The sequence below is a fragment of the Dolichospermum sp. UHCC 0352 genome (assembly GCF_009711925.1).
Taxonomy (GTDB): Bacteria; Cyanobacteriota; Cyanobacteriia; order Cyanobacteriales; family Nostocaceae; genus Dolichospermum; species Dolichospermum lemmermannii.
In genome coordinates, this window is the sequence record NZ_VIKY01000077.1 from 3,901 (window position 1) to 7,905 (window position 4,005).

The following is a 4,005-nucleotide window of genomic DNA, read 5'->3' on the forward strand; positions in this document are numbered from 1 at the left end:
TTTCAATGTTTCCAAGGTATTCATATTTTGATGACACAAGGATTTCAACGAATTCTTAATTTAACGGAGTCGCATTGTCATATCTTACAATTCCTACCTACTACTTGCCAAAAATATTATTTATTATCTTAGTTATTATCTTTATTTTTACAATTTCATCGGTTATCTTTTTGAGAACTGATTCCACACCTTGAATTAAATATTGTTGTTGAAATAGCTTTTAAACACCGATAAAAGCTCTACTTTGTGTATCCATAATTTTGTTTTACATTGATACCTAATTGTTAAAATCATAAATTTTAATTGACCGTCAATGTAGTTTACTTGTGCTACTTTTTGAAGTGCGGAATGTGGGTTCTAAAATCCCCACCAACCCTAAAACCCGACGATAATCAACAGAACGAATTTGAGCAACATCAATAAAACGATCTTTATCTAATCCATTAGTTGCTGTTGCTTTGATATTGACAATATAGGGAGCTTGCTTACTTCCTGGTCGAAATGGCATCACAATTGTTAATAATCCATATTGATTCATAATATCATTTTGAACTATCAAACAAGCACGGATTTTTTGTGCTTCTGCTCCCACCGTTGGATCAAGATTTACCCAGCGAATTTCACCCCGTTTATAAGTTAAATTACCCTCTGGCATTAATACCATCTCCAGCTACATTATCCCAAGCAGAAATCTCATTTTGATATTCTAAATCTTTTGCATCTTCTTGGAGTGCAGCAATTATTTCTGCTTCTAAAATTTTGCGTCTTTGTTCTGCTAATAGTGCATTGATATAGGCACTACGATTACCTTTTGCTTGTTGATCAATAAATCTGAGAATGTCTTCTTCTAAAGTAATTGTGACTTTCATCATTATGTATGACTTATTCATCTTACTAATCAATCATACCACTTTTTTAACAATTTGCAAATACTCTGTATTCTCCGTGTCTGGAGTGGTTCGTAAAAAAAAGGATTCTGGTAAGTTGAAGGAATGCGATAGCGTAAGTGCTGACTTGTCAGTTCGCTGTTTGGGAGGTTGAGGAGATGCGATAGCGAACGCATTGCGTCCCGGAGGGAACTAGCGTGACCTAGGAATCGCTTTTATCTTAAAATGGAATCCATTCCAACTTATCTATCCATTCTTCCCCTTCAGTGAATAAAAACGGGTTGCAGGTCTAAAGGTAGATTCGTTCCCTAATTAGGCTAGACTAGCAGCGCAACTCCTTCAATTCGGGGAAAACAATTACCTATTTACATTCATCCCACAATTAAAATTGAGAAATTCGTGTCAATTTTCTCTACTTGCGTTATCATGGCGATGGCAAGCCTAAAAACCTTGTAGACTGGATATTGCCACCACTTTTCAGCCTAAATAGCGGTTAGTAGTAGTGATTACCGGACAAAACCGAATTCCCAAGCAACTTACTCTTGTTAGTTATGGTATAGTGGAAAAGTTGGAACTAGCTTTGCCAAACCATAATTGCTCTACGCGCAGGTAATAATTGCAACCGGAAAGCTGTTTTGATCAAGAATTTACACACAAAAATCTGAAATACACCGAGTTTATGATTCAGCAAGTAATTCACCCAATGGTGAAATTGCAGCGCAACGTGCAATCACTCGTAGAATCCAATATTATCAAACCCAATGATAGGATTTGGAAAATTGCCTTACTCTATGGCGATGAATGGCAACATTGGAAACAAGAATTGCTAGACTTTGGATTTAGCACTCAAGATCCAATTGGTGATTTATTAGCAGTAGAAAAGTGGGACGACGATTAAACATCTAAATTAGATCGGCTATATCTAACATAGCTTGATGTAAATACGCCTACCTCTACCTATAACAAGGATGGTGCTTAATCCTTGTTTTTATGGTAGGTGTAATTCCGCCGAGATTCTATTATAGATTTAGCACAATATTGATCTGGGATTCAGTATCTTAACATAGCATTTTTATCAAGGTAGGTAAATTATGGTTCAAACCTTACCTAAAACCCAGTTAGTAACCTTTGAAGAGTTTATTAAATGGAAACCAGAAGGCGGATTTTATGAACTGCATGAGAGCATAAATAAACGGAGTAATCTGTAGTTTATGTGAACCAAACCACCCTGAGCGTAGTCGAATGGGTAAACGTTATCTAGGTCATAACACCTTGGGATTCGCTAGTCCCCTGCCATGTTGCTACTTATTAAACAATCCGCAAGGATAGTGTATTTAGCATAACAAGCTCAGATAACAAGGTTGAAGCAAACATTACCCTGAAAAGGTGAAATTTAAATGTCTAATTTTGTTCTAGTTCTTGATACCAACAAAAAACCACTTACTCCAATCCATCCAGGAGATGCACGTTTTTTATTAAATCAACAAAAAGCTGCTGTATTTAGAAGATTTCCATTTACCATAATTTTGAAAGAACCTAAATCTCACGTTCCAACTCAACCGATTGAATTAAAAATAGATCCAGGGAGTAAAACTACAGGTTTTGCGTTAGTTCAAAATAATAAAGTCATCTGGGGTATGGAATTACAACACAGAGGTTTAGCTATTAAAGAAGGCTTAGAAACTCGAAAAGGAGTAAGGCGAGGAAGACGTTCTAGACATACTCGTTATCGTCAAGCTAGATTTCTTAACCGCACTAAATCTAAAAGTTGGTTAGCACCTTCTTTAAGCCATAGAGTTTTAACTATTAACACTTGGGTCAAAAGATTATGTAATTTTGCCCCAATAACTGACATAGTTCAAGAGCTTGCTAGGTTTGACCTACAGCAGCTAGAAAACCCGGAGATATCAGGCTTTGAGTATCAACAAAGGAGAGTTACAAGGGTATGAAGTCCGTGAATATCTTTTGAATAAATGGAATAGAAAATGTGCATACTGTACTGCTGAAAATGTCCCTTTACAAGTTGAGCATATTAAACCAAAAGCCAAAGGAGGAACTAATAGAATTTCTAATTTGTGTCTAGCTTGTGAGAAATGCAATATCAAAAAAGGTACTCAAGATATTGAGAAGTTTTTAGTAAAAAAGCCTGAGTTGTTGAAGCAAATTTTATCCCAAGCCCAGCGGACACTAAAAGATGCGTCTGCTGTAAATTCAACGAGATGGGCTTTATTTAATAAGTTAAAAGAAACTGGATTACCTGTAACAACAGGTTCAGGAGGTTTAACTAAGTTTAATAGAACTCGTTTAGGATTGCCTAAAACTCATTGGATTGATGCTGCTTGTGTAGGGAAAGTTGAAACTCTCAAAATACTTACAACAAAAATTTTAACAGTAAAAAGCACGGGGCATAGTTGCAGAAGATTCTGTAGGATCAATAAATTTGGTTTTCCTTGCACCGAGCCTAAAAAAATATTCACTCATGTTTCTACAGGAGATTTTGTTAAGGCTACTTTGCACAAAGATCGTAAAAACATAACTTCACAGAAAGTATGTAAGTCGTGTTAAAACTCCCACAAAAAACGGATGTGAGATTGTTATCAATGGTTTTAGAGTTGAATTTTCAACAATGAAAGATATTACTAAGGTTCATTGTAGTGACGGATATAGCTACGTTTGACTACGGAAAACTACAATTTTATGAGATTAAATGCAGAGACGGGGAAATTATTGAGATGAATCCGCCATTAGGAAAACACGAAAGCAGAACTGGATTTTTAACTATAGAATTAGCTATAGAGTGCCGCCGCTTAAATCTTCCCTATTTTATTCCCAAACAGGCATTAGTTAAACCGCAAACAAGGCAATCAGCCTATTGTCTAGATGTTTTGTTGATAAATCCCACAAACCTAGTCAATGAAGCCCTGTGGGAAAAAACAGCAACGGTAACTCAAGGTGATTCTGTACCATTAATCATCGAAGTGGTGAGTAGCAATTGGCGAGTTGATGACTATAGAAAATATATTGACACTCTGCGGTCTAAAGACACGCAGATTCTTTAAGACCTGCTTAAAAAGGATAGTCAATTATCCTCCTAGACGCTCAAGGCAACTACCAGTAC

General features: G+C 36.2%; 4 protein-coding genes and 1 pseudogene. 3 read left to right on the plus strand and 2 right to left on the minus strand.

The features are described 5' to 3' along the window. Window positions 1–310: 310 nt before the first annotated feature. Complete coding sequence (locus FJR06_RS05175; protein WP_041458587.1) at window positions 311–655, minus strand: type II toxin-antitoxin system PemK/MazF family toxin; 345 nt, start codon at window positions 653–655, stop codon at window positions 311–313. Further along, the gene (locus tag FJR06_RS05180; protein ID WP_015083417.1) at window positions 642–872 is read right to left on the minus strand and encodes a hypothetical protein; all 231 of its coding nucleotides are present in this window, start codon (window positions 870–872) and stop codon (window positions 642–644) included. The genes FJR06_RS05175 and FJR06_RS05180 overlap by 14 nt, the downstream gene beginning before the upstream one ends. A 694-nt stretch (window positions 873–1,566) precedes the next feature. Between FJR06_RS05180 and FJR06_RS05185 the strand changes: the two genes are divergently transcribed. From FJR06_RS05185 to FJR06_RS05195, 3 genes and pseudogenes are all read left to right on the plus strand, one after another. After that, window positions 1,567–1,785, plus strand: a complete 219-nt coding sequence (locus tag FJR06_RS05185; protein ID WP_015083416.1) for a DUF4327 family protein — start codon at window positions 1,567–1,569, stop codon at window positions 1,783–1,785. 499 nt (window positions 1,786–2,284) lie between these two features. Then, window positions 2,285–3,564 (plus strand): annotated as a pseudogene (gene iscB, locus FJR06_RS05190) (RNA-guided endonuclease IscB). Then, window positions 3,542–3,946: a Uma2 family endonuclease gene (locus FJR06_RS05195; protein WP_323294673.1), complete on the plus strand. Its 405-nt coding sequence runs from the start codon at window positions 3,542–3,544 to the stop codon at window positions 3,944–3,946. Before iscB ends, FJR06_RS05195 begins: the two are co-directional and overlap by 23 nt. Window positions 3,947–4,005: the final 59 nt, after the last annotated feature.

What these genes read in the sequence shown, in the direction of transcription:
- FJR06_RS05180 (WP_015083417.1), bottom strand. Translation starts at nt 872, where the DNA reads ATGATGAAAGTCACAATTACTTTAGAAGAAGACATTCTCAGATTTATT.
- FJR06_RS05185 (WP_015083416.1), top strand. Translation starts at nt 1,567, where the DNA reads ATGATTCAGCAAGTAATTCACCCAATGGTGAAATTGCAGCGCAACGTG.
- FJR06_RS05175 (WP_041458587.1), bottom strand. Translation starts at nt 655, where the DNA reads ATGCCAGAGGGTAATTTAACTTATAAACGGGGTGAAATTCGCTGGGTA.